This window comes from Bradyrhizobium sp. dw_411 (genome assembly GCF_018449695.1).
In the GTDB taxonomy this organism is placed as follows: domain Bacteria; phylum Pseudomonadota; class Alphaproteobacteria; order Rhizobiales; family Xanthobacteraceae; genus Bradyrhizobium.
In genome coordinates, this window is record NZ_JAAVUY010000009.1 from 1 (window position 1) to 23,393 (window position 23,393).

The 23,393-nt window shown below is 62.8% G+C and carries 16 protein-coding genes; 7 read left to right on the forward strand and 9 right to left on the reverse strand.

Annotated elements, in window-relative coordinates; translation table 11 throughout:
- Nucleotides 1-78: 78 nt before the first annotated feature.
- Nucleotides 79-3,732: an autotransporter outer membrane beta-barrel domain-containing protein gene (locus HB676_RS16610; RefSeq protein ID WP_213738928.1), complete on the reverse strand. Its 3,654-nt coding sequence runs from the start codon at nt 3,730-3,732 to the stop codon at nt 79-81.
- Between the two features lie 463 nt (nt 3,733-4,195).
- Between HB676_RS16610 and HB676_RS16615 the strand changes: the two genes are divergently transcribed.
- Together HB676_RS16615 and HB676_RS16620 are read left to right on the forward strand one after the other, a co-directional pair.
- A complete protein-coding gene (locus tag HB676_RS16615; protein ID WP_213738929.1) occupies nt 4,196-5,251 on the forward strand; it encodes a TIGR03032 family protein in 1,056 nt (351 codons plus the stop codon).
- Nucleotides 5,252-5,373: 122 nt separating this feature from the next.
- Nucleotides 5,374-6,513, forward strand: a complete 1,140-nt coding sequence (locus HB676_RS16620) for a transporter substrate-binding domain-containing protein (RefSeq protein ID WP_213738930.1) — start codon at nt 5,374-5,376, stop codon at nt 6,511-6,513.
- 6 nt (nt 6,514-6,519) lie between these two features.
- On the opposite strand, the gene HB676_RS16625 is transcribed toward HB676_RS16620, so the two are convergent.
- Together HB676_RS16625 and HB676_RS16630 are read right to left on the reverse strand one after the other, a co-directional pair.
- The gene (locus tag HB676_RS16625; RefSeq protein ID WP_213738931.1) at nt 6,520-7,491 is read right to left on the reverse strand and encodes a Dyp-type peroxidase; all 972 of its coding nucleotides are present in this window, start codon (nt 7,489-7,491) and stop codon (nt 6,520-6,522) included.
- Nucleotides 7,492-7,611: 120 nt separating this feature from the next.
- The gene (locus HB676_RS16630) at nt 7,612-8,871 is read right to left on the reverse strand and encodes an extensin family protein (protein ID WP_213738932.1); all 1,260 of its coding nucleotides are present in this window, start codon (nt 8,869-8,871) and stop codon (nt 7,612-7,614) included.
- Between the two features lie 514 nt (nt 8,872-9,385).
- On the opposite strand from HB676_RS16630, the gene HB676_RS16635 reads away from it, so the two are divergent.
- On the forward strand, nt 9,386-10,117 hold the full coding sequence (locus tag HB676_RS16635; RefSeq protein WP_213738933.1) for a DUF2147 domain-containing protein: 732 nt from the start codon (nt 9,386-9,388) through the stop codon (nt 10,115-10,117).
- A gap of 10 nt (nt 10,118-10,127) precedes the next feature.
- On the opposite strand, the gene HB676_RS34250 is transcribed toward HB676_RS16635, so the two are convergent.
- The gene (locus HB676_RS34250) at nt 10,128-13,697 is read right to left on the reverse strand and encodes an autotransporter domain-containing protein (protein ID WP_213738934.1); all 3,570 of its coding nucleotides are present in this window, start codon (nt 13,695-13,697) and stop codon (nt 10,128-10,130) included.
- A 355-nt stretch (nt 13,698-14,052) separates the two neighbouring features.
- Here HB676_RS34250 and HB676_RS16645 point away from each other — a divergent pair, with 355 nt between their 5' ends.
- Nucleotides 14,053-14,391 carry a hypothetical protein gene (locus HB676_RS16645; protein WP_213738935.1) on the forward strand — a complete coding sequence of 113 codons (339 nt, stop codon included), beginning with the start codon at nt 14,053-14,055 and terminating at the stop codon, nt 14,389-14,391.
- A gap of 209 nt (nt 14,392-14,600) precedes the next feature.
- A complete protein-coding gene (locus tag HB676_RS16650; RefSeq protein ID WP_249780293.1) occupies nt 14,601-15,812 on the forward strand; it encodes a FecR domain-containing protein in 1,212 nt (403 codons plus the stop codon).
- A gap of 231 nt (nt 15,813-16,043) precedes the next feature.
- Here HB676_RS16650 and HB676_RS16655 read toward each other — a convergent pair whose 3' ends face one another.
- Both HB676_RS16655 and asd read right to left on the reverse strand, forming a co-directional pair.
- On the reverse strand, nt 16,044-16,799 hold the full coding sequence (locus tag HB676_RS16655) for an NUDIX hydrolase (RefSeq protein ID WP_213738936.1): 756 nt from the start codon (nt 16,797-16,799) through the stop codon (nt 16,044-16,046).
- Nucleotides 16,800-16,924: 125 nt separating this feature from the next.
- Complete coding sequence (gene asd, locus HB676_RS16660) at nt 16,925-17,797, reverse strand: archaetidylserine decarboxylase (protein ID WP_213738937.1); 873 nt, start codon at nt 17,795-17,797, stop codon at nt 16,925-16,927.
- 34 nt (nt 17,798-17,831) lie between these two features.
- Between asd and HB676_RS16665 the strand changes: the two genes are divergently transcribed.
- Nucleotides 17,832-19,496, forward strand: a complete 1,665-nt coding sequence (locus tag HB676_RS16665) for an aminotransferase class III-fold pyridoxal phosphate-dependent enzyme (RefSeq protein WP_213738938.1) — start codon at nt 17,832-17,834, stop codon at nt 19,494-19,496.
- Between the two features lie 186 nt (nt 19,497-19,682).
- Here HB676_RS16665 and HB676_RS16670 read toward each other — a convergent pair whose 3' ends face one another.
- From HB676_RS16670 to HB676_RS16680, 3 genes are all read right to left on the reverse strand, one after another.
- A complete protein-coding gene (locus tag HB676_RS16670; protein ID WP_213738939.1) occupies nt 19,683-20,303 on the reverse strand; it encodes a hypothetical protein in 621 nt (206 codons plus the stop codon).
- 132 nt (nt 20,304-20,435) lie between these two features.
- Entirely contained in the window at nt 20,436-21,122 is a 687-nt protein-coding gene (locus HB676_RS16675; RefSeq protein ID WP_213738940.1) for a methyltransferase domain-containing protein, read from the reverse strand.
- A 67-nt stretch (nt 21,123-21,189) separates the two neighbouring features.
- On the reverse strand, nt 21,190-22,245 hold the full coding sequence (locus HB676_RS16680) for a glycosyltransferase family 1 protein (protein WP_213738941.1): 1,056 nt from the start codon (nt 22,243-22,245) through the stop codon (nt 21,190-21,192).
- A 281-nt stretch (nt 22,246-22,526) separates the two neighbouring features.
- Here HB676_RS16680 and HB676_RS16685 point away from each other — a divergent pair, with 281 nt between their 5' ends.
- A complete protein-coding gene (locus tag HB676_RS16685) occupies nt 22,527-23,225 on the forward strand; it encodes a L,D-transpeptidase (protein ID WP_249780294.1) in 699 nt (232 codons plus the stop codon).
- Nucleotides 23,226-23,393: the final 168 nt, after the last annotated feature.

Genomic DNA, 23,393 nt, shown 5'->3' on the forward strand with positions numbered 1-23,393 from the left:
AGCCACGAGTCCGGATGTTGCATCATCCTTCGAGACGCGCGCAAAGGCGCGCTCCTCAGGATGAGGACGGTGTCGCCCTCACCACGCGTATCGCACCACGCCCTTGCCGGCATAGCTCGATGTCACATTGGAGAACTCGCCTTCGAACGTCGCGGCGACCGACCAGTTGTTGCGCCACTTCATTTCAATGGACGCGGTAGTCAACGCCGAGTCCGATCCCTGTGCCGCGCCGTTCACGACAAACGACGCACCGGGCAATGTCTGGAACGTCGCGCCGACCGAGCGGCCCGGATCGTAATCATGCGCCCAGGCAAAGCGGCTGCGCAGCGTGAGGATGCCGTCCTGCACCGCGTAGGATTTGTCGGTGCGGAAACCGACTTCGCTGCGCGGATCGGTCACGCTCTTGGCGCCGTAAGCCAGCGCAAAGTTATTGGTGCCGGCCGTCGCCTGCTCCGCATAAGCAGGCAGATCGAACGTCGTGAACTGCGCGGCTCCATAAGGCGTGATGCCGATGCCGCCGATCCATGGCGTGACAAGGCGATAGCCGCCTTCGATGCGGCCCGAATAGGCATTGGCGTTAAAGCGCGCCTGTAGCTGATCGAAACCGGCCAACGTCACCGTGCGATTGGTGGTGATGTCCTGCCAGCCGTAAGCCAGCGCGCCGGCGATATAGGCGACACCCATGGTGTGGCGGACATACACGCCAGCCTGGAACAGATCGGAGCGGCCGCTGCCGAGACCATTGCCGATGGTGTAACTGGTGCCGCCACCGGCCAGCGCAAAGCCCGCGATCGTGTTCGGCGAGATCAGATAGTCGGCACCCACGGCCGTGCCGGCGATACGGCTGGTCGAACCGTTAGTGCCGGCCGCGACGCTGCCATCCGTCGTTTGCGAACCACCAAAACCCGCGGCCCACACGTTCCAGCGTGGCTCGAAATTCTGCGGCGGCTTCTTGGTGAACATCGCATAGGCGTCGCGTTCGGCAGCGCTGCGCGTGCGGCCATCGGAAGCGTAGGCACTGGCATCGCTCTCCGATGCAAAACCACTCACGCCATTGCCCGGCGTCGATGTCGTGCCGCGATTGAAGGGATCGAGCATCGTGCCCATGAAAGTGTTCATCGCGCTGAAGGTCGCCTGCTGCGTGCCGCTCGCGGCCTCGCCCGACAATTGGTTGAGCGCAGCATTATAACCGGGTAGCGAGGTGACACCGTTAAGCAGCACATTGAATATCGGGCCACCGAGACCCGCAGTCTGCGCCGCACCGTTGAGCGCATTGCCGAACACAGTCTGGTTGACGCCGAGGCCGGCCACCGCGAAATTGACGCCTGCGCTTTTCACGACGACGTCGGTCGCGTTGGGAAATACCAATTGCGCCTGCAGCGCCGGGCTCACCAGCAGCGACAAGCCGTTATTGGTAGCGCCGCCTGCCGCCGACACAATGGTCTGCTGGAACGCGCCAAGTTGTGGATTCGACACCTGCACCTGCACGACGCCCGCCATGTTGGCGGTTCCCGACACGTTGACCCGGTCAGCGCTGGCGCCGGCCATGTCGATAGCCAGCCGTCCGGTCGTGGTCTGCACGAGGTTGCCGATCAAGGCTGTGGTCTGAATCATGCCCGCGCCGCCCGGCGACAGCGTGCCGGCATTGGTCAGCGTGTTGCCCGCGCCGAGATTGACGCTGGCGCCAGAATTAAACAGCCCGCCCGCCATGTTGTTGAAGGCGTTTGTCCCGGCTCCCAGATCGACATTGCCGATCACGGTGCCGAAATTGCTGACGGTGTCGTTGCCCGTGCTGGCCACGATCGCCAACCCCGACAGGGCCATCACCGTGCCCCGGTTGACCAGCGTGTTGTCGGTCCCGCCAAGGAGGGCAACACCCGCCCCGAGCCCCGTCCCGCCGGACACCGTACCCGAGGTGACGGTAACGTTGATCGGAGCGCCGAGGCCGAGGGTTTCGCCGACGATCCCGTACGTCGCGTTGCCGGTGGTGACGATGTTGCCGGCCGATGTCACCGTGACAGCGCCATGGCCGACGGCCAAAATCCCGGCGCCGGTGTCACCCGCGGTGGTGATGTTGCCGGTCGAAGTCACGGCGAGCGCGCCAGTGCCACTCGAGGCGAAGGCAAAAATCGCAGTCGCGTTGCCTGCGGTAGTAAGGTTGCCGGTCGAGGTCACCGTCAAGGCGCCGAGGCTCCTGGCGTTAATCGCGTAGGAACCGCCGCCTGTGGTGGCGATGTTGCCGGTCGATACAATCGTTACCGCCACAGAGCCCGAAGCAACAATCCCGGACGCGCCGGTGCCCGTCGTGGTGATGTTGCCGGTCGACGTCACCGTGATGGCACCGGTAAAATTGATATCTTGAAAGACACGAATCCCGGACGCGTTGGCACCCTGGGTGGTGATGTTGCCAGTGGAGGTCACCGTCAGGGTACCGGCGTAATTGCCGCTCTGGGCGGCATAAATCCCGTGCGCATTGTCGCCCGCGGTCGCGATATTGCCGGTCGAGGTCACCGTTACAGCGCCTGTACCAAAGACGAGAATCCCGTCGCCGCTAGCACCAGCGGTGGAAATGTTGCCGGTCGAGGTCACGTTGATCGCAGCGCCGTGGCCGCTGCGGACCAAAATACCAAGACCGTCATCGCCCGCGATGGTGATGTTGCCCTTTGAGAGTACGGTGATGGCGCCGCCCCCGCCATAGGCTTGAATTCCGTTCGAGAGCATCCCCCCCGTGCTGATGTTACCGGTCGAGGTCATCGTCACCGCGCCGAAGCTGTTGGCATAAAGCCCTGACGCGCTATTGCCCCTGGTGAGGACGTTGCCAGTCGAAGTCACCGTCACCGTGCCGCCGCTGCTGAAAATTCCGAACGCGTAATTGCCCGCGGTAGCGATGTTGCCGGTTGAGGTCACAGTCACCAGGCCATCATTGTTCGACGCAAAAATCCCGCGCGCCTGGAGGCCCGTGGTGGTGATGTTGCCGGTCGAGGTCACCGTCGTCACGCTGCCGTGGCCGTGGCCCACGCCGAGGATCCCAGACCCCGTGGTGGTGATATTGCCGCTCGAGGTCAGCACAACATCGCCGGCCGTACTATAGGCCTTGATCCCGAACGCGTTGAGACCCGCTGTGACAACGTTACCGGTCGACGTCACCGTCGCCGTTGCGCCGGAAACGCTGAAGGCCGCGGAATAGATCCCGCCCGCGTTGTTGCCGGTGGTGCTGATATTCCCGGTTGAGGTTACCGTGGATGCGAGGCTGCTGATGGCATCGATCGCGTAGGCGCTGGCGCCCGTGGTGGCAATGTTGCCTGTCGAGGTCACGCTCACCGCCAGGGAGCCGTTGGCATAAATTCCCTTCGCATTGGCGGTGGTGATGCCGAACGCGCCGGTGTTGCTGGTGATGGTGATGGCGCCGGCAGAACTAAAGCTGATCCCGGCCGTGCCGCTCGCAGGTGCGATGGCCTGGTTCAAATTGTTGACGTTGAGGGTGGTGACCGGCGGCGCCGTAAAATCGGTGCCGCTGGCGATCCCGGCGGATTGATTGCCGCTACAGGTCTCGATGGTGCCGCCACCGGATGGCGTGCAGGCATCCGGCCCCGCCAGCGCCGGGCCCCCGAACGCCAGCGACAGCGCGCCAGCGGCAACCGTCCCGAGAAACGCATCCCGGAAACGCAGCCCTATTTGCTGACTCGCACGGCCCGCGGCAACGTTGCCCGGGCAAGCCCACACGTCAGTCATCGAGCCCCCAACAGCCCCGGGATATTATTTGAAATGATTGATATTGAACATTGCCGCGCGCGTCTAATCCGCGGCGAGCGGCATCCATCAAAACAGGTCCCAAAATGCAGCCTTGCGGCAACACTCGCGGGAAAATTGTCGGAAAGATCGATCGACCACCAAAAATGGTCACACGGTGGACCGCGCTTTCAAATTTTGCTGGCAGCGCAAGACTGCGAAGCAAGCATAGTCCTCATCCTGAAGAGCGCGCCCTTGCGCGCGTCTCGAAGGATGGGCGGCGAGTCCAAATGTTGCATCCATCCTTCGAGATGCGGCCTAAAGGCCGCTCCTCAGGATAAGGCCGGGTGAGGATGAGGCGGTGGACCGCGCTTCCAAGCCGTGTCACATAGCAAAACCTGATAGCCAGACATCTGAGCCTCGCCGTAACAATGACGCGCGCCAGAGACCTAAGGACCTAACGCAGTTGACCGACGCCCCCGCCCCGCTGCCGCAACTGACATCGGCGCACATCACCTGCTCGCGCGGCATGGCGGGCTGGCTGCAGGCCAATCAGGTCAGCCTCGCCTTCACCTCGTACCAGACCGGCAGACTCTACCTCGTCGGCGTCGATGATGCCGGCGGTCTTGCGATCCACGAGGTCGGCACCGGCCGCGCGATGGGGGTGTGGGCCGACGCGCAGCGCCTGGTGCTGGCGACCGCCTTCCAGGTCTGGCGCTTCGAAAATATCCTGGGCCCCGACCAGACCATGAACGGCGCCGATCGCTATTATGTGCCGCGGGTCGGGCACACCACCGGCGAGATCGACATCCACGACATCAGCGTGCTCAGCGATGGCCGTATCGTATTCGTCAACACCGCCTATTCCTGCCTGTCGCTGCTGTCGCCGGTGCACGCCTTCCGCGTGTTGTGGAAACCGCCGTTCATCTCGAAACTCGCCGCCGAAGATCGCTGTCATCTCAACGGCCTCGCGGTCAAAGACGGCGAAGTGGCTTGGGTGACGGCGACCAGCCGCAGCGACGTGATCGGCGGCTGGCGGGCGCGCCGCGCCGAGGGCGGCATTGTGATCGATGTCGCAAGCGGCGCCATCGTCACCGAGAAACTCTCGATGCCGCATTCGCCGCGCTGGTACGGCAACAAACTCTGGGTGCTGAACTCAGGCTCCGGGCATCTCGGCACCGTCGATCTCGGCAGCGGCGACTTCACGCCGCGCGCGTTCTGTCCGGGCTTCCTGCGTGGGCTGGCGTTCCACAACAACCATGCTGTGGTCGGCCTCTCGCTATCACGCGACGGGTCGTTCTCGGGCCTCGCACTCGACGACGAGATGAAGAAGCGCGACGCCGACGGCTGGTGCGGCCTTCAGATCGTCAACCTCGCCTCCGGCGACATCGTGCAATGGATCCGAATCGAGGGCGCGGTGAGCGAACTCTATGACGTCGCGGTGCTGCCCGGCGTGCGGCGGCCGATGGCGGCCTCCTTCACCGGCCCCGAGATCAACGATCCCCTCACCTTCGAGATGTGAGGCGCCCAACTCGCGTTTGGGCACCGTGAGACGCGATGCGGCGCGGTGACATGACAGGTTCATGTTAGGCCGTCATTTTATGGGGACGCTTTTGTCGAAGCAGCCCATTTCACGGATCTTAAATGATTGCCCGCGGTGCAGACCGGAGCGTCGATTGCCTGACGCCTGTTTCCAGAGTGCTTTATTTGATGTTGCTTGCCGGCCTGCTGTTCTGGCTCGCCCCACCGATGGCCCGCGCATTGGATGCCGAACCGGCGCAGGCCCCGCCGCTTCGGATTGCCGTCTATGACGTGCCGCCTTACGGCTACACCAACCCGGACGGCTCGATATCCGGCATCAGCGTCGACCTGTGGCGCCGGATCGCGGAGCGGCTGGAACGGCAATTCAAGCTGATCCCGGTGGCGGACATGGAATCGATCCTGGGCGGTCTTGAGCAGGGCCGTTTCGACGCGGCAATCGGCGCGATCACGATCACATCGGAACGCGAGAAGCGCGTGGATTTTTCCTATCCCGCCCACCGATCCGGCGTCGCGGTCGCGCTACGCAAGGATAAAGGGACGCTGTCGGCGCTGCGCTCCTACGGCGCGGCGACGACGGAGCTGAGCCCGCTGATTTTCGGCAGCCTGGCGATGCTGATTTTTATCGGCGTCATGATGTGGGTGATCGAACGCCGTCACCCCTCGGCGCTGGGATCAGAATCCTCCGTGGTCACGCTGCGCGACGGCCTTTACTGGGCCATCGTCACCATGACCACCGTGGGCTACGGCGACAAGACGCCGAAATCGACCACCGGCCGCGTCATCGCGGTGTCCTGGATGTTCGCCAGCCTGGTGTGGGTTTCGCTGTTGTCGACGAGTCTCGTGTCGCGATTGACCGCCGATCGCGTCGAAGCCCGCGAAATGGTCAACACGATCGATCTCGCCAAGAAAAAACTCGCGGCGGTGGCGCAGTCCTCTGGCGCCGAATATCTCGACGAGCACCGTCTCACTTACGTAAAATTCAACAACCTGCCGGATGCGCTGGACTCGCTGGCCGACGGAAAATCCGACGCGGTCGTCAACAGCGTCGGCGCGTTGCAATATCTGATTTCAAAACGTCACGCCAACACCGAGGAAATGCCGCAAGGCCTGCTGGCGCCGGCCTATATGGCAATCGCGTTGCCAGAGCACAGCCCGCTCAAGCGGCCGATCGACGAGGCGCTGTTGAAGATCACATCCGACCCGGAATGGATCGCGCTCGAGGAACGATTTTTCGGCAAGTGACTTCAATCAATCGCCTGAGTCCGCCTGCACCAGCGCTTGCAACATCGGGCGGGTCGGCGCGAAGAACGTCACACCGGTATGCGGCGTCGAGAAATCCAGGAGGCGATCGTAAGCGCCCGGGGGATCGCCGATATACATGCGCTGCAGCATCTTCTCGATCACCCAGAGATACCTGGAATAGCCGATGAAATAGGTTCCGAATTCCTGCTGCCCCGGCCGGCCGAACGGCATGTTGTCGCGCAGGATGTCATATTCGTTGCCGTCGGCATCCTCGATCGTGGCCAGCGACTTGTGCGATTTGCGCGGCGCATCGTCGTCATCGATTTCGATATTGTCGATCTTGGTGCGGCCGATGATCTCCTCCTGCACCGGCGTCGGCGTCTTCGCCCACGCGCCGAGATCGTGCAGGTACTTCTGAACCACGACATAGCTGCCACCGGCGAAGTCGGCATCTTCCTCGCCGACCAGCGCGGAAGCGGGCAGATCGAGGCCGGTCGGGTTGGCGGTGCCATCGACAAAGCCCAGAAGGTCGCGCGCATCGAAATATCGAAAGCCCGAGACTTCGTCGACCACGGTGATGCTGTCGCCGAGATTGTCGAGCAGAATCCGCTCGAACTCAAAGCACAGATCGGTTCGCTCGGAGCGGATATGAAACAACAGGTCGCCCGGGGTAGACGGCGCGTCATGCGCCGCGCCCTTGATCGCCGCAAACGGTTTCAATTCCTTGGGCCGACCGTCCGAATGAAAACGATCCCAGAGCTCCCTGCCGATCCCGGCAATGCACGACAGCCGCCCGGACAGGTCCCGGAATCCGACCGTTTTGACGAGATCGTCGAGCCCTTCAAGGACGAAGGCCACTTTCGCGAGGGCTGTCTGCTCGCTTCCGACCGTGACCACCAGAAAAATCGCCGCCTGCGACAGCGGCGCGTCGATGCTCTGCGCGTCGATCGGCACCCTGTCCCAATTTTTACCTGACATTCCAAATTCCCCACTTGCCGCGGGGAAGATATCGCGATCGCACACGCGCACGCAACAGCGCAGGAATTTTTCGGCTTCAATTTTCGGGTAGATACGGCCGGAAGAATGAAAGAGTAAGCGCTATTCGTCCTCGAACTCGTCTTCCTCGTTGACCTTCGCGGTCTTGTGCCGGGCCTGTGGCTTGCTGATCGACCCTGTCGTGAACGGCTCGCGCGAGCCGGACGCATAGGGATTGCGTTGTTGCGCGCGCGCGGCGACTTCCTCGCCCGACATTGCGGCTGGCTGGCAGATCAGGCGCCGGGACGCGCGGCGCATCAGGTCGACGTGGATGTGATCGTAATGATAGACATTGGAGCCGGGCGCCAGCACGGTGGTGAATTGCTGGCAGGCCGAGGCCTGCACGTCATGCAGAAAGCCCTGCTCTTCCGGCATCCCCTTCCAGCCGTCCTTGACCGAAATGCGCCGTCCATCGGCCAGCGTGAAGGCGGCGATGTCGAGCGCGTTGCCGAAGGCGTGTTCGGAAATATGCGCATTGGCGTTGCCGTTCATGCCGCGGCAGGAATACGCCGATATCTGCTTGATCTCGACCACGCGCGCGCCGAACCAGCGCATCGCGGCAGGCTGCACGGAATCGGCGAGCCAGCGATCGAGCACCGAGACGATCGGGCACGCCAGCGTCGCGACCGGTTTGACCGCGACCGGTCCGACCGCGCTGACGGGATTGCCCTGCGAAGGCCCGAGCCGCGGCAGGGGCGCGGCTGCGGCAGCATCGGGACGCTCCGAATAGAGTGCGGCATAGGGCGGCCGCTGCGGATAGGGTTGCTGCGGATAGGTTTGTTGCTGCGGGTAAGCCTGTTGCGGGGCTTGCTGTTGCGAATACGACCGCTGCGGTGGCGGCGACCGGTAGTCCGGCGTGCCGTCGGGCGGCAGATTGATCTGGTCTTCGTACTGCGAAACACCGGGCGCACTCAGCGAAATCGGACCGCTGGATGGCGCGCCATAGCCGGGCGCGCGCTGCGCATTGTCGGGATAAAGCGGCGCGCGTGGCGGAGGCGGCGGTTGCGAGCCGGGCCAGCGCGGCTGATTGCCGATGGTGCCGGGCGGCCGCAGATCTTCGTCAGCAAAACCGAACGAGCTGTTGCTTTCGCCGAGTGCGGCGACCTTGAGCGGAAACTCCGCGCCGCACATCCCGGGGCCCGAGATCGGATCGATCCGGACCAGTTCGGGACTCTCTTTAACGGCGCCGGATTTCAGGCAAGCGATCTCGGCCTCGGCCCGCCACGGTTCGCGCTCTTCGGACTGAAAATAGCCGCGACCGCAACCCGCCAACGAGACAAGGACGAAGGAGCCGACGAGATACAAACGAACTCCGCGCGTCATGCGCGCAATCTCAACGAATATATTTAAGGACTCTTCAACGCGTTGATTTCACGACTCTTTAACCACGTTGGGGAACCCCGGCCTGGCCGCGCGAGCGCGGATAGACAGCAACGCTGCCTTTTTTGGCGGGGAACGCCCTGTTATTCTCTGCGTTAAAGCGGGCAGCGACGTAAACCCCGGAGGTTTCCGATGTCCATCGCCAGCAGGCTAAGCGTGGTCACCGCGTATATCGCTTTTGCCTTTGTCGGCGCGATCGTGCTCGGCGTGATCTGATCCTTTCAACAGCTTCCCAATGACAAGAGCCCGGCGGTTGGATCGCTCCAGCCGCCGGGCTCTTTGTGCATAGCCTCTGTTATACGTAAGCGGTTTTCAGAAGTTCGGTTCGAGCCGCTTCGGTTACAAATTGACACCTCGGAAGCAGCCCCGCCCACGTCCCGTGACGTAGATCACAGAGGCCAACGTCGCCGACGAGTAGGGTCAGCCCAGATCCACCCACCCGCTGGAGGACACAATCATGAAGAAGCTCGCCATTGTCGCCACACTGCTGCTGGCCACGACCTCTGCCTATGCCGGCAATGCAATTTCCTTCGAGGTCAACGGTCACAGGATCCGTATCGAAGCGCCTCGGAATTGCGACTCACTGTCGTGCCTGCAGATATCGGGCATTTCAGGTTCAGGCTTCGGTTCAAAATCGAAACGTTTCGACGAAAGCAATTACGACGACGACAATAATGTGACCTCGAATTCGGATCAGCCGGTGACGAAATCGCAGCCGGCGCCTGCCGTTCAGGCCGCGGCGCCCGTCGCCCAAGCTCCGGTGCAAGTTGCTCCGGCCCCGGCACCTGTTGTGGCTCCGGCCGCGACCGCGCCCGCACCCGTCAATGCTCCCGTGGCTCCGGCCGTTGTGGCTTCCAACTCCCCTGCCCCGGCAGCCGGAAACGATGTCGCACCAGCCGCCACACCGACAACGCCGGTCGGCATCTGGAGCACCGAGGGAAACAAGGGGCGCGTTCGCGTCGAGCCGTGCGGCGACAATCTGTGCGGCTATGCCGTCAATAGCGGCGAGAAGATCCTGATCAACATGAAGCCGTCTGACAGCAAATGGACCGGCCGGATTCACGATCCCGACAGCGGCCGCAATTACGACTCGACGATCACGATGAAGGGCCCGAATGCGCTGCGGGTTCAGGGCTGCGCCTTCGGCGGCATGTTCTGCGGCGGCCAGACCTGGAGCCGGGTCAGCTAATCACGCACCGCTACCAGACGTAGCGCACGACACCCTTGCCGGCGTAGCTCGCCGTCACCTTGGAGAACTCGCCCTCGAAGGTGGCGGCGGTGGACCAGCCGTTCAGCCATTTCATCTCGACCGATGCGGTGGTCAGCGCGGACTCCGACGCCTGCACCGCGCCGTTGACCACGAAGCTGGCGCCCGGCAGCGTCTGGAACGTGGCGCCGATCGAGCGATCCGGATCGAAATCATGCGCCCAGGCCACGCGGCCACGCAGCGTCAACACGCCGTTTGGCATCGCGTATGATTTATCGGTGCGGATGCCGAGTTCACTGCGGACATCCGTGACATCCCGGGCGCCATAGGCCAGCGCGAACGCATTCGATCCCGACACCACGCTTTCGGCATAGGCCGGCAGATCGAACGTCGTGAACTGTCCGGCCGCGTAAGGCGTGATGCCAATGCCGCCGATCCATGGCGTGACAAAGCGATAGCCGCCTTCGATCCGGCCGGAATACGCATTGGCGTTGAACTCGGCGCGCAGTTGATCGATGCCGGCGGCGGTTAACGTGCGATTTGTCGTGATGTCCTGCCAACCATAGGCGAGTGCGCCGGTGATGTAGGCCTGGCCAACAGTATGACGAACAAACACGCCGGCCTGGAACAGGTCGGAATGTCCGCTGCCGCCACCCACCGTGCTGAAGCTGGTGCCGCCGCCGGCCAGCGCGAAGCCGGCGATCGTGAATGGCGAGAAGCGATAATCGGCGCCGACCGCCGTGCCGGCAATGCTCGAGGCCGAACTGTTGGAGCCGAGCGCGGCATTGCCGGAAGTGGTCTGCGCGCCGCCGAAGCCGGATGCCCACACGCTCCAGCGCGGATCATAGGTCGAGGCCATCGGTGTCTTGGTGAACATCGCATAGGCGCCGCGTGATTTGCTGACAGAAGCGTACGCACTGGCCGCGCCGTCATCGGCATAGTGCGAAGCGCCAGGCGTCGGGTTGCCTGCGCCGATCCCACGGCCATTGACAAAGGGATCGGTCAGCACGCCCATGAACTGGGTCATCGCGCTGAAGGTGGCCTGCTGCGAACCGACATTGGATTCGCCGGAGATCTGCGCCAGCGTCGCGGCCAGATTACTGCCGCTCAGACCAAAAATATTGAGGAAGTTCGGCGGCAGTGCGCCGCCGCCATTGAAGAAATTATTGATGACATTCGCGACGGCCTGCTGGTTGCTGCCGAGCCCGCTTTGCGCCCCCAGCGCTGCGGTAAAGTTCAGCAGCACGTTGGTCGGCGTATAGCTCAGGTTCGCCGCAAAGCCGGGAAGGCTGGCCGTGGCGCCGGCGAAGGTGGTGTCACCGAGCCCGGCGGATTTCAGGATGGTGTACTGGTTCACCGCATAGGCGCCGGGCGAAAACGTCGCCAGCACGTTGCCGGCGAGCGCGGCCGTGCCCGTCACATTGGCGAAGCTCGACGTCGCCGGGTTCACTGCCACCAGATAGAGCGCACCCGACGCAAAAGCGAGATTGCCGTTCACCGTCAGCGACGTGCCCGCCGTGCCATTGCCGGGCGCGAAGATACCGCCGGCGTTAACTTGCGTGGCGCCGACCTGACCGGTGCCCATCAACAGGCCGCCGGCATTGACGGTGGGATCGGTGATCGAGCCGATCACATCCAGGATGCCGCCATTAACCGCCGTCGGCCCGGTATAGGTGTTGGTGCCCAGCACAAATGTCAGGCCGGCGGAGGTCGTGAGACTCGCGGTGCCGCCGATGCTGTTGATGGTGCCGCCAAAGGACGAGATCGGCGCGTTCAGATTGCCGTTCTGCAGCGTGCCGCCGGCAAGATACAGAGCGCTCAGCGTCTGCGTCGTGGCGCCGAGATCGAGCACGCCGCCCAACAGCGCCGCCGTGCTGGTCGTGGCGCCGAGCGTGCCCGCGCCCGACATCTGCAACGTGCCGGACACGACGATCGTGCCACCGGTATAGGTGTTGACACCGGTCAGGGTCTCGATGCCGCCCGCCAGCACCAGCGTGCCGCCGCTGCCGCCATAAGAACCGCCATCGGCGATCGTGCCCGCGAAGGTGCCGTTGGCGTTGGTGAGAACGAGCTGATTGGCGCCGAGCAGGACGAGACCCGCATTGTCGGTGCTCGACAGTGACTTGATATAGGCGCCGGACGGCGTGCCGCCGCCGCCGACGCCGGAAATATCGAAGACGCCGAAGTTCGATACGCTGACGCCGCTCGACGTGGAAATGCTGCCGGGACCGACCAGCGCCAGGAAGCCGTTATTGACCGTGGTCGTGCCGGTATAGGTGTTGGTGCCGCTCAGCGTGGCCGATCCGCCGTTGACGACCTGGACCGGGCCGCTGCCGGAAATCACGCCGGCAAGGCCGAGCGGGACTGAGTTGGAGTCGATCACAAGCGGCGAGCTTGAGGTGGTTGCGATGCTGGCGTCGGTCACGAAGTTGGAGGTGTAACCGACCGCCTGTCCTGACAGATTGAACAAAACCGAATTGTTGAGAAAAAAGCCGAGGCCAAAAATAGACTCAGGCCCAATCCCGATCTGGGTGGAGGATTCGCCGTAGTACGGATTGCAACAGGTGGCGGGATCGTTGTTGTTGTAGAGCGTGACGGTGCTGGGGGTCGAGCCGCTCGCCGGACCTGAAATCGTCAGCGTGCCGCCATTGGCGTAATTCGCGGTCGGGATCAGATTGCTCAACTGATAGTAATAAGTGCCGGTATCGAACAGAGTGCGCGACGACACGGTGACGCTCGGCTGTCCCGGCGCGCTCGCCGTGATCGGCAGGAAAAAAGCGTATTGGTTGGTGGCGGTCGTGCCGGAATTTGCGAATGTGCCGAAGGCCGGCGTCGCGATGGTATTGACCGGCATGAATTGCGCGAGCAGCGCCGACGTCAAACCGAGCATCACGCAAGGACTGCACGACGTGACGCTCTGGCTGACCTGCGGCCCGTTTGGCGAGGACTGCGGGTCGGGACCGGCGTTCATCGCGCTTAGCGGCTGGCCGTTGGCGGCCACGATGTAGCCTGCTGTCGTTCCCGGCAGCATGGCCTGGCCGAGCACGCTGCCCGGCCCGCCGCGGACGAAATTGGCAGCTCCGAAAATTCCGTAGCCGCCGCTGTAACCGCCCGGCAGCGGACCATCCGGAAACGGAAAATGGTTTTCGCTGGTAACCGCGCCGATCAGGAATTGCGACGTGCTGCCCGAAGGAGAGACCGCGTTGAGGGTGACGCCGCCGCTTGTCGACGTGTAGGTCGGATAGAAGGTCAGGGATGGCGTGCCGGTAACGTTGTAGGTGTAGCCGAAGCTGCCATCGCCGTAGGTAATGGTGACGTTCTGCCGCTGGCCGCTCATGCTGGAAGGCACGCTGCCAAACGCAGATTGGGTGTATTGCGCGACGAAAACTTCGGAGCCGGTATCGAACAGATAAGGCCGCGGCGCCTGACCGTTGATCCCGATATTGATGGTCAGGACCGGAGCCGGGTCGTTGGTGCCCTGGAGGGTCAGGTTCAGGGGAATATCGAGCGACTGGGCCTGCACGACGCCGGCTGTGAGGCACAGTCCGCCGAAGACGATCACTATCCGTGCAAGGGTACTTGAAAGGGTACTTACAAGGGGACGCATACGCCGTTACCGTCTGTCGATCGGGGTATCGCGGAGCAACAGGCAACGCTTCCCATCGAGCAACCGGAGGTTAGCCGGAAGCCGGGTGGTATACTTGGACCAGCCAGCGCTGTGCTTGGACCAATGGGCGCTCAGGCGATTTCCTGGAGCACCCGGCCAGACGAAACCGCAACGAAACAATTGCAGCAACCGACGAAACCATTTTGGGCTTGCGGCGCAAAAAGCCCGAAACCATCGCGGCCTACGGTCTCGCTCCAAGAGGCCACGGATCGGTTTACGACCCGCGCGCCCCGCAACCAGGGGGCATCAGATGGCAACATTCATTTCAACGACAACATTTTCAAGCCGCTGCAAATTGGCAATCGCGACCACGTTCGTGCTGGGCATGCTGACGACGGGCTCGCAGGCTTACACGCTTGAGCAACAGGAAATGTGCACGGGCGATGCGATGCGGCTTTGCGCTTCCGACATTCCGAACGTGGATCGCATCACTGCCTGCATGGAGCGGCAACGCGATTCCCTGAGCGAGCGCTGCCGGGCCGTGTTCGAGGTGGATGCGCCGGCCGCCGTCACCGAGTCTCCGGCCGAAACGCCGGCACCGAGGCACTCGAGGCCGATGAACCTCACGCCGAGGTTCGGGCGCAGCTAGGAAATCGCAAAACTCATCCTTTATTGATCGTCGATCCCATCAGGCGCCGCACTGCTGCCGCAGTGTTCGGCGCTTGATGATGTCTACCCGCATAGCCAAGCTTCAATTTCACAAGCCCGCATTCACCAACCCGCATTCATCCGGCATTCAGGCCGCAAGGCCCTCAATTGTCTCTGCACTCGCCAGTTCTTTCTCGCCCGGGGTACATCTTGACACGGCATCGGTTTTCATTCGCGATCTGGCTGGTTTGTTGCCTTGTGCTGGCCGGACCGACGAATGGGTGGGCGCAGGCTCAACCGGCGCCAACGGCCGCACCGCCAGCGTCCGCACCTGTCGCGCCATCACCTGCAGCGCCCGCCGCCGCTCAGCCGGCAGCCGCGCCTCCGCAAGCGCCCGCTCAGGATTCATCCCAGGATCCCGCCAATGAGCCGATCGGAAATGTCGCAACCCTGACCGGCAACGCGACCGTCACCCGCAACAATGTACCGACGCCGCTCAAATTGAAGGACGACATCTTCCTCAACGACGCGCTTAATACGTCCGCGAATTCCAAGCTCGGCGTCACCTTCAACGACGGCACCACCTTCAATCTCACCGCCAACGCACAGATCACGGTCGACAATTACGTCTATCAAGACGGCGGCCAGCAGAACGCGGCGCTGTTCGATATCACAAGGGGTACCGTGGCCTTTGTCGCCGCCGCCGTTGCCAAGACCGGCGACATGAAAATATCGACGCCGTCGGCAGCGCTCGGCATTCGCGGCACCACCGGCCTGGTCGAGGTGCCGCAGGGTGCCTCCGCCAATAATCCGAACAATGTCGCGATCAAGCTCTATCCAGATCCCGACGGCAGGGTCGGCCATATCGACGTCAGCGATCGCGCGGGCACGCGGCTGGGTTCGCTCACGCAAGGCGCTAGCGGCTTTACGATCCGCGCCGGAGCCGGTGGCCGTTTCACCGCTGCACCATTGATGATCTCGCCGCAGCAGATGGCGCGCGACCAAGGCATCGTGCGCCAGGTCCATGCCGCACAGGCCGTCGGCCGCCAGATCGTGACCCAGCAGCGCGCCTTGCGTCAGGCCAATCCGAACCGGAATAATCTGCGCAACAATCCGGCGCGTCCGGGCCCGCAGCGGCAGAACAATCTCGCGCCACGGCCAGGTTCGCCGCAGCAGCCGGGACGGCAGGGACAAGCACAGCCGACGCAACCGAACCGGCAGATACAGCAGCCGCAACCTCGGCAGCCAGGACAACCGGGACAACCCGCACAATTGCAGCGGCCGGGCCAACCCGCGCAGTTACAGCGACCACCCGGCGCACCTGCCGCGCCCGCCATCGCGCGGCCCGGCGTGCCGAACAAGCCCGCAGTTCAGCGGCTTGCCCCGCCGAGGAAACCGCCGCCGAAGGAGAAGAAGCGGTAGGGCGTGATGAGATTGGGTCGATCTGTAACGGCATCGGAGATGCGCTCCCTCGCCCCGCTTGCGGGGAGAGGGTTGGGGTGAGGGGGACTCTCGGGTACAGACCGGATAGATTGCCGACAGATTAGACCGGGATGATCCCCGACAGGGACGGACTCGCGGAGAGCCCCCCTCACCCGGCGCTACGCGCCGACCTCTCCCCGCAAGCGGGGCGAGGTAAGGGAGCTAACCGCTTCAAGCCGCGCGGCGCAGCCAGTCGCGGACTTTCTGCACCAGATTGATGCGCTGGCTTTGAGCTATCTCGTTATCGGATCGAGGCTCCGCTTCTGTCGCCGCGATATCTTGTGCAGGGATATCTTGTTCCGCGATGTCTTGCGCCAATGGCGGCGCAATCGGGGACGCCATGATTTCCAGCGTCGTTGTATCGACCGGCAATCCGGCTTCGATACCCTCGCTTCCGGCAACGAGCGGCACATCCGTCATCGGCAGCGCAGGCGGCGGAGCGACGGCCGGCTGGCGGCGGCGCTTCTCGGGCGCCGGTTGCTTCTTGATGCGAGCGCGCCGCGCCGGCTGAGCCAGTGCGGCAGATTCAAGCGCGATCGGACCGACATTCTCCAGAAACGCCCGCTCATAGCCGCGCGACAGCCGCTCGATCGCGGCATCGAGCGGCAGCCAGTCGACCGCCTTGATGTCATCCATCAATTCGTGCGTCGGCTCGCCGCCGGCCTCCATGCGCCAGTAATGAACGGCCTTGAAGCGGCCGCCGGATTCATAGACCAGCGTTCCCAGAAACTCATGCACCAAAACATCATGCCCGGTTTCTTCCAGCACTTCGCGCTCAGCCGCATCGCGCGGCGTTTCGCCGTCGTCGAGCTTGCCCTTTGGAAGCACCCATTCGTTACGCTTGCGCAGCCGAACCACCGCGATCAACGGGGTTTCCTCCTGCCGCAGCACAATGCCTCCCGCCGCCAAAACAGCCGCTCGCGCCATCTCAGTTCCCTAAATGATTTTCGAATCGTGGTGGATCGGCCTCATATAATCAAGCATCCGGGCAAAATCGAGATCGTCGATTTGTTTTCCCGCTTGAACCGGCCGGCGAAATGCTCAAACGCGCGTCATGTGGAAGCCGGTTTGCGCATCAAGGGCTGCCCGGCCAAAATCCGCGCGCCGTCCTTTATATTGTCACAGAACTCGAAATGATCCGGCGCCAGCACGATGATGGTCGAACCGTGCTCGAACCAGCCAAGTTCGTCACCCTTGTGCACGCTGGCGTCACAGGGAAACACGGTGGGGCCGCGCGTATCGGCGTTCAACAACAGATCGAGAAAGTGCAGCCGGATGCTCGCGACAAGAATGGCGGCGACCGGCACCAGCGTCAGACTTTCGCCCGAGGTGAGTTTGGTTTCGATCACCGCGCGCTCGTTCTTGCAGAACAGCCGCTCGACCCTCTTGAGCGCGATCGGATTGACGTTCCAGGTATCGCCGCTGATGAAGGTGACCCGCTCGATCCGGAAATCGTGCGGCGCGTGAAAGCGGTGATACATGCTGGAAGTCAGCCGCAGCGTGAGGAACCGGCCGTTGCGGTGCGCGTCCACCAGTTTGGGATCGCCGAGCAGATCGAGCAGCGAATAGGGCGCGCCCTTGATCTGGAACAGCTCCGTATCCTGGATCGCGCCGAACGCGCCGACGATTCCGTCGCTGGGGCTCACCACGATCGACGGATCGGGATCGGACGGCCGCAGGCCCGGCTTGAGTTCGCGGGTGAAACAATCGTGCAGGCTTTTGAATTCGGTTTTCTTTGCTTCGGACAGATCGAGGTCCGAAAACATCCGCCAGCAGGCGATCGAGGCATCCCGCACCCATGGGTTCTCGATCTTGCTGAACCAACCCATGAACCGCGTCAGCGCCGCCCGCGGAATGCGGTTGGTCAACAGGAAATTCAGGTCCTCCTGCTGCGTCAGGGCCGAGATCAAGCCCCGGACTGTCATGATTCTGTTAGATGGACCCGCTAGCGCTGGTGGCATGGATTCGTCACTCCCGATTCTGTCTTTATCCGCCGCAGCGATGGCTGGCGCCGCCGCTGTATTCCCCAAATTGAAGGCGCGCCTGGCGCTGTCGCGCGCCAAGCACCGATCGCTGGCCGGACATTCCAAGATGTCGCGGCGGGTGTCGCGCCTGATCCCGTTCTACGAATACGACGACGAGCAATTCTTCTGCTCCGATGGCGCGCCCGCCGCGATCGCCAAGCAGCGTCACGACGCCTTCTTCCAGCTCGCCGGCTTCTACCAGGACCGCTTCGCGCTGAGCCGGCAGATGACCCAGGAAGCCGCAGCGCACATCTCCGACCTGCAATTCACCGAAGTGTACCGGGTGCCCTTCCAGTACAGCCGGCTGGTGCGCGAGCATCTGGGCACCGGCGCGTTCATGGAATCCTCGTCGGGGGTCACGGTCACCGATCCCGACGGCAATGTGTTCTACGACCTGACCGGCTCGTATGGCGTCAATATCTTCGGCAACGACTTCTACAAGGATTGCATCGCCAGCGCGCAGACCCGCGCCCATGCGCTGGGGCCGGTGCTCGGCTCCTACCATCCCGTGATCACCGACAATGTGACACGGCTGTGCGAGATTTCCGGACTCGACGAAGTCTCGTTCCACATGTCCGGCACCGAAGCCGTCATGCAGGCGGTGCGGCTGGCGCGCTATCACACCAAACGCAGCCATCTGGTGCGTTTCGCCGGCGCCTATCATGGCTGGTGGGGCGACGTGCAGCCCGGCGTCGGCAATCCGATCGCCCCGCACGAAACCTATACGCTGGCCGAAATGTCGGAGCGCACGCTGCATGTGCTGCGCACGCGGCACGATATTGCCTGCGTGCTGGTCAATCCGCTGCAGGCGCTGCACCCCAACGGCAATGCGCCCGCGGATTCGGCGCTGGCCGACAGTTCGCGCAGCGCGCGGTTCGATCGCGCGGCCTACACCGACTGGCTCAAGAAGCTCAGGGAAGTCTGCACCGAGCGCAATATCGTCCTGATCTTCGACGAGGTTTTTGTCGGCTTCCGGCTCGCGGCCGGCGGCGCGCAGGAATATTTCGGCGTCCGCGCCGACATGGTGACTTATGGCAAGAGTCTCGCCGGCGGCTTGCCGATCGGCGCGGTCTGTGGCCGCAAGGAGTTGATGCGGCGTTTTCGCGACGATCGCCCGGTCGATGTCTGCTTCGCCCGCGGCACCTTCAATTCGCATCCCTACGTCATGACCGCGATGGATGAATTCCTCGGCCGGCTCGCCAGCCCGAATTTCCGCACCGTCTATGACGGCCTCGACGAGACCTGGAACGCGCGGGCGCAGCAATTGAACGAGATGCTGGCCGCGCAGAACCTGCCGGTCCGGGTCGCCAATCTGTCGTCGATCTGGAGCGTTCATTATACCGAGCCGTCGCGCTACAACTGGATGTTCCAGTATTACCTGCGGGCCGAGCAGCTCGCGCTGAGCTGGGTCGGCACCGGCCGCTTGATCTTCAGCCTGAACTACACCGACGCGGATTTCGCCGAAGTCACAAAACGCTTTGTCGCCGCGGCCGGGAAGATGAAACAGGACGGCTGGTGGTGGCACGATGCGTCACTGACCAATAAGGGCATCCGCCGGAAGATCCTGCGCGAGATGCTGAAGAAGAGATTTTCCAGATAACGATGGCCTTGAACTGAATTGGCGTCACCGCTCGGATCACCTCGCCCCGCCTGCGGGGAGAGGTCGAATTGCATCGTCAGATGCAATTCGGGTGAGGGGGACTCTCCGAGCACCGTGCTCGTAGAGAGTCCCCCTCACCCCAACCCTCTCCCCGCAAGCGGGGCGAGGGAGAACTTCTCGCCAAGCTCAGGCGTGCCTGACGTGCTTCTCGAGACCCGGATCGATCAGCTCGCCCTTCAGCAGGAACAGCGGCGCCTTATGGTAGAGCTTGAGATCGTGGAACGGGTCGGTCAGGATTTTGGTCATCCAGACCAGACCGGTCTCGATGTCACGGATGAAGAACAGATGCACGGTGCGGAACAACAATCCGCCGATGCCGATCGCGAGCCAGATCTTGGCCACCTGACGCATGAAATCCGCCGGCGACGCCCAGGGCGTGAAGAGGCCGAACATGGTCGGATCGACATAGAGCACCGCGGGCGACAAGGCCCAGATCGCCATCAGCACGACCTTGCGCTGCAGATTGTAGCCGACCTTGATCTCTTCCTTGTGCTCATGGGTCGCGTCGTTGACGTGATCGTATCCCTTGGGCTCGAAGAAGAAGTGGCCGGCCTGACGTGAGGTCATCGACACCAGCCAGCCGATCAGCGCGGCCACGACAGGATCGAAGAACATCATGACGTAGCTGATCAGGAAGCTCGCCGCGCTGACGAAGTGCAGGCTCTGGTTGATGCGGCTGTGGTGATAAAAACGGTGGTCATCCCAGCGCTGGGTTCGCAATTGCTCGCGGAAATCCTTGATGTCCATTTTCTTCCCCAAAATAAGGTAGCTGTGATTGGTGTACAGAGATTCGATGTACGGCGTGTGACATCATCATAATGACATATGACGTTTCACGATGGCACACTTACGAAACAACACTCGCACGGGCCGCCTGAACTAGGCGGCGACAGCCGGCGGAAGCTTGCGGAAACGGATCAGCGAGAAGTGACCGAACGGCGGCACCGGGCGGCGCTCGACCAACTCGACGCCATGCGCTTTCGCGACCCATTGGGTGTAACGCGACCACGCAAAATCCGTGCGGAAGCCGAGCTGGCGCACCACCGGCTGCAGCCGCTGTTCGATGAAGCGGCGCAAACCCGCATCCGCGCTGACGCGGCTGAGCAGGATGATCTCGCCGCCCGGCCGCAGCACGCGCGCGAATTCGTCCATCGCTGCTTCCGGGTTCGGCACCGCGGTGACGACATATTGCGCCATCACGACGTCGAATGAATTGTCCGGGAATTCGAGCTTCTCGGCGTCCATCACCGCGAGGCCTTCGACATTCTTCAGACGGTGTTCCTTGACCCGCGCCTTGGCCTTGTCCAGCATGCCTTCCGAAATGTCCGTGCCGAAGATGCGCAGGTTGGGCGCGTATTGCGGCAACGAAATTCCGGTGCCGACGCCGACTTCCAGCACGCGGCCGCCGATATTGTTGGTGGCAAGAATTGCGGCGCGCCGGCCCTTGCTGAACACCCCGCCGAAGACCAGGTCGTAGATCGGTGCCCAGCGGTCATAGGCGGTCTCGACCATCTCGCGGTCGAAATCGAGCGGCGTGGCGCCGTCAAGTTTGATGATCTCTGCCATGTGACATTACCTCGTTGTCTTGTTCGTTAAATGAATCTTGCGATCGATCTTGCGGTGACTGCTACGCTTAGCCCCGAACGGCGCTTCGGCTGGCCAGACGATGCGCCGGCCGCGGCACGCGGCTCGGCTGCAACGCCGACAGATTGCCGATGAACTGCCTTGCGCTGTTTTCCCAGGAACGCTCGAGCGCAAAGTTGCGGCACGCCTCACGCGACATGCTGAGCGCCCGGATACAGGCCTTGCGCAAATCCCGGTCGAGCGCGCCGACCGGATGATCCGCGATCACGTCGAGCGGTCCCGTCACCGGGAACGCCGCGACCGGCGTGCCGCAGGCCAATGCCTCCAACTGCACGACGCCGAAAGTGTCGGTGAGGCTCGGAAACACAAAGACATCGGCCGCTGCCAGATGCGTGGTCAGATCCTTGCCGGTCTTTTCACCGAGAAATTTGACCTTCGGATAGCGCTGCTCCAGCAGCGCCTTCTGCGGCCCGTCGCCGATCACTACCTTGGAGCCCGGCAGGTCCAGCGCGAGAAACGCCTCGATGTTTTTTTCCACCGCGACCCGGCCCATGGTCATGAAGATCGGCCGCGGCAGATCGAGTTCGGCGGCATCGTCGGGCGTGAATAGTTGTGTATCGACGCCGCGCCCCCAGAAGCCGAGCTTCCGGAACCCTTTCCCGGCGAGTTCCTGCCGCAGCGACGGCGTCGCGACCATGGTCATCGCGCCGGCCGCGTGAAAATGCCGCAGCACGGCATAGCTGAACGAGGCCGGGATCGGCGAGCGCACCGCGATGTATTCCGGAAAGCGCGTCGTATAGGACGTCGTGAAAGCCAGGTTGTGGCGGCGGCAATAGGCCCGCGCCGACCAGCCGATCGGTCCTTCAGTTGCGATATGGATCGCGTCCGGCGCCACCTCTTCTATCCGGTCGGCGATCTTGCGACGGTTCGGCAGCGCGACGCGCAGCCCCGGATAGGTCGGAAGCGCAACGGAGGGAAACCCTTCCGGCGTGAGGAATTCGATATTGGCCCCCAGCGCCGGAGCGCTGCGCGCCAGCGATGTCAGGGTGCGCACCACGCCGTTAACCTGCGGGTGCCAAGCGTCGGTCGCGATCAATATCCGCATCTTTGGGAATCCAGAGCGTTGCTGATTCTCTAAATTCGACGTTGTGCCAAGGATATTTCAAACGTGTGACGTCACACGCCCTGAGCCTCCTTTTTAACGATTTGCTATGCAGTTTTCGGGGCCGCACGACATCTAAATGAAACAATTCCTGAATCCGACGAAGTCATTTTGGCCTCCTGACGAAAACGACCTGAAACCTTTTCCCTGTAGTGGTCTGGTTAACGATGCACCGAACGCGTGCACGGGCGATCAAACAGATTAACAAAACAGGGCGAGAAGACATGAAACCTCGGATGCTGAATCTCGGGACGCTCAGGCTGAATGTTTGCCGTGTTGCCGCCTTCGGGGCGCTGGCGATTGGCGTCACTTTGTCCGGCGCAGCTTCGGCCGCGCCGCTGCCGCTGTTTCCATTTATTGTTGACCCGCAGGTTCAGATGACCCCGCCGGTCGTTCAACCCGCGCCATCGCAGGATGAAAACGTTGCCGCCGAATTGCCGGCGCGATTGAAGCGCCAGATCGTCAACTATCCGACCCGCGAAGCCCCGGGCACTGTCATCATCGATACGCCCAACACCTATCTCTATTATGTGCTCGGCGGCGGTCAGGCGATCCGCTACGGCATCGGCGTTGGCCGCGACGGCTTCACCTGGTCGGGCGTGCAGTCCATCACCAAAAAGGCCGAGTGGCCGGATTGGACTCCGCCGCCGGAAATGATCGCGCGCCAGCCTTATCTGCCGCGCCAGATGGCCGGTGGCCCCGGCAATCCGCTCGGCGCACGCGCGATGTATCTCGGCGGCACCGTGTATCGCATTCACGGCACCAACGCACCGGGCACCATCGGCACCCACGTGTCGTCAGGCTGCATCCGCCTCACCAACCAGGACGTCGCCGATCTGTATTCGCGGGTTAACGTCGGAACCAAGGTGATCGTGCTGCCGATGGATCGCCGCGTCGACAATACGAGCGGCAAGCGGAGTTGATGGATTAACTTCGGATTTCGTAGGGTGGGCAAAGCGAAGCGTGCCCACCATTAGCGCGGTTCAGCAAATATGGTGGGCACGGCGCAAGTGCGCCTTTGCCCACCCTACAGAAACGGAATTCCCTCCAAAACCCGGCGCGTTCAACGCGCCATTTTTGTGTCCGGCTGG

Bases quoted from the DNA above. Each gene is read 5' to 3' on its own strand.
- HB676_RS16610 (WP_213738928.1), bottom strand. From the start codon at position 3,732: ATGACTGACGTGTGGGCTTGCCCGGGCAACGTTGCCGCGGGCCGTGCG.
- HB676_RS16620 (WP_213738930.1), top strand. From the start codon at position 5,374: ATGATTGCCCGCGGTGCAGACCGGAGCGTCGATTGCCTGACGCCTGTT.
- HB676_RS16625 (WP_213738931.1), bottom strand. From the start codon at position 7,491: ATGTCAGGTAAAAATTGGGACAGGGTGCCGATCGACGCGCAGAGCATC.
- HB676_RS16630 (WP_213738932.1), bottom strand. From the start codon at position 8,871: ATGACGCGCGGAGTTCGTTTGTATCTCGTCGGCTCCTTCGTCCTTGTC.
- HB676_RS16635 (WP_213738933.1), top strand. From the start codon at position 9,386: ATGAAGAAGCTCGCCATTGTCGCCACACTGCTGCTGGCCACGACCTCT.
- HB676_RS16645 (WP_213738935.1), top strand. From the start codon at position 14,053: ATGGCAACATTCATTTCAACGACAACATTTTCAAGCCGCTGCAAATTG.
- HB676_RS16655 (WP_213738936.1), bottom strand. From the start codon at position 16,799: ATGGCGCGAGCGGCTGTTTTGGCGGCGGGAGGCATTGTGCTGCGGCAG.
- asd (WP_213738937.1), bottom strand. From the start codon at position 17,797: ATGACAGTCCGGGGCTTGATCTCGGCCCTGACGCAGCAGGAGGACCTG.
- HB676_RS16665 (WP_213738938.1), top strand. From the start codon at position 17,832: ATGGATTCGTCACTCCCGATTCTGTCTTTATCCGCCGCAGCGATGGCT.
- HB676_RS16670 (WP_213738939.1), bottom strand. From the start codon at position 20,303: ATGGACATCAAGGATTTCCGCGAGCAATTGCGAACCCAGCGCTGGGAT.
- HB676_RS16675 (WP_213738940.1), bottom strand. From the start codon at position 21,122: ATGGCAGAGATCATCAAACTTGACGGCGCCACGCCGCTCGATTTCGAC.
- HB676_RS16680 (WP_213738941.1), bottom strand. From the start codon at position 22,245: ATGCGGATATTGATCGCGACCGACGCTTGGCACCCGCAGGTTAACGGC.
- HB676_RS16685 (WP_249780294.1), top strand. From the start codon at position 22,527: ATGAAACCTCGGATGCTGAATCTCGGGACGCTCAGGCTGAATGTTTGC.